General features: G+C 45.7%; 1 protein-coding gene and 1 pseudogene. Both read left to right on the top strand.

Annotated features, from left to right (window positions below; all coding sequences use genetic code 11):
• Nucleotides 1-271: 271 nt before the first annotated feature.
• A complete protein-coding gene (locus QUB24_RS33340; RefSeq protein ID WP_333157863.1) occupies nucleotides 272-1,144 on the top strand; it encodes a pentapeptide repeat-containing protein in 873 nt (290 codons plus the stop codon).
• A gap of 344 nt (nucleotides 1,145-1,488) precedes the next feature.
• Nucleotides 1,489-1,755: pseudogene (locus tag QUB24_RS33335) on the top strand (RRXRR domain-containing protein); the annotation flags it as partial.
• Between the last annotated feature and the right edge of the window lie 78 nt (nucleotides 1,756-1,833).

Below are 1,833 nucleotides of genomic sequence, written 5' to 3'. Positions count from 1 at the left end.
AACGAACATAAATTTGATTTCCCCAAAATACGTCAATATACTTACACAGAGAAAATCATTTAGGATTGATCTAGATAGAGAAAATCATTTAGGATTGCTATATGACATCAAAAAAATCGGGACTATGCAAAAAGCACAAAGTATATGTATAAATATAAAGTTGATTCTCAGCTTTCTTGAAAGTGCGATCGCGTCCGCTCCCTTTGAGATAAAATATTTATAAAGAGTGTTTATTTCTAGATAAATTTCCGCTATTAGGAATGTGACCCGTATGGAAGTAACCGAGCTGCTCAAAGAGTACGAAAATGGAAACAGAGACTTTGCTGACGCAAACCTCAGCGGAGCAAACCTCAGCGGAGCTATGTTGGTTGGCGTAAACCTTTCGAGGGCTAACCTGTCGGGAGCTAACCTGAGTCGGGCGCATCTCACCAAAGCAGAACTAAACGGCACAAACCTTTACAGGGCAAATCTGAGTTTTGCCAAAATGGGCCAAGCTAGATTAGCGGACGCAGAGCTTACAAAAGCCAATCTCAGCGGAGCTTTCCTCGTCAAAGCAAAATTGCCCAGGGCAAAGTTGAGTGGCGCCCAACTCATCGGTAGCAACCTGCGGAGCGCCATCCTCTGGAACGCCAATTTGTGTACAGCCGACCTGCAATTCATCAACCTGCGGGGAGCCAACCTCACGGGAGCCAACCTCAACTGGGCAAACTGCGGAGGGGCAAAACTCAGCGGTGCAAAGCTTTTTGGCGCTCAACTAACAGGCATCTATCTCAGGAAAGCTTATATCAATGGCATCGACCTGAGCAGGACGGATCTCAATGGCGTCAACCTGAGCGAAGCCAAACTAAACGGGGTAAACCTGGAAGGCTCGAACTTGTTAGCAGCCAATCTCAGCGGAGCTCAGTTGCGGGGCGTCAAGTTGATGGGAGCAGATTTAACCAGGGCAAATCTGGTGGGAGTTTCTTTGGTGCAGGCAAACCTCGATTGGGCTAGGCTGTGCTATGCAGACTTGAGTGAAGCCGACTTGAGCGGGGCAACATTCACGGGAACCAACTTTGAGGGTACTCAGTTAGCCGGATCAACAATGCCCCCATCTTTGAGCCATGATGTCTACTTAACTGCAGCACGTGGTGTCGCAGCTTAGGCCACGCCAAAAATTAATTTCGCATCTGAGTGGACGACTCTCGCATTGGTTTAACTTTTGATGCAGACATCATTACTTTTGTCAGGAACCCCATAGCTGAAAGCTAGGGGCTTGCAAACAATTCAACTTTAACGAGTAGAACGAAGCAAACCCGAACCTGACCAGCCTAAGACTCTCGAAGTCTACGTTTTCAGGGTTACGATACCGACAAATGCGTAGCTAGTTTGTTGCTCTATCGTCGATTGTTAAACATTCTTAACGGGGTTAAGGAAGTGCAATCGACCTAACAAGTCTTGAAAACCTTGGCGAAGCTAACGTTACGAGAAATCAGAAGAGACGCAATAATGTCTAACCAAATCCTAGTTTTAGATACCAATCGCAAACCGCTAACACCCTGTACGCCAGGGATGGCACGGTCATTACTTAAAGCAAGAAAGGCTACTGTCTTTCGCCGATACCCGTTCACCATCATGATCACAAAGGAAGTTCAAGATACTCCAGAATCTCTAACTTTAAAATTAGATCCTGGCAGCAAAGTAACGGGCATTGCTTTACTTAAAAATGACAAGCTGATTTGGGCAGCAGAGTTGACTCATAGAGGAGCAGCCATCACAGGGTAAGCTCATCTAATTTGGTATAAATTGTACTTGACAATGAGTCAAATAAGTGAGATGACAACAATGCCACCC

Origin of the sequence: Microcoleus sp. B9-D4, assembly GCF_036705105.1 — a bacterium.
In the GTDB taxonomy this organism is placed as follows: domain Bacteria; phylum Cyanobacteriota; class Cyanobacteriia; order Cyanobacteriales; family Microcoleaceae; genus Microcoleus.
Note: the sequence above shows the minus strand (reverse complement) of the source record. Positions and strands in the feature narration are given on the sequence as shown.

What these genes read in the sequence shown, in the direction of transcription:
- QUB24_RS33340 (WP_333157863.1), top strand. Translation starts at nt 272, where the DNA reads ATGGAAGTAACCGAGCTGCTCAAAGAGTACGAAAATGGAAACAGAGAC.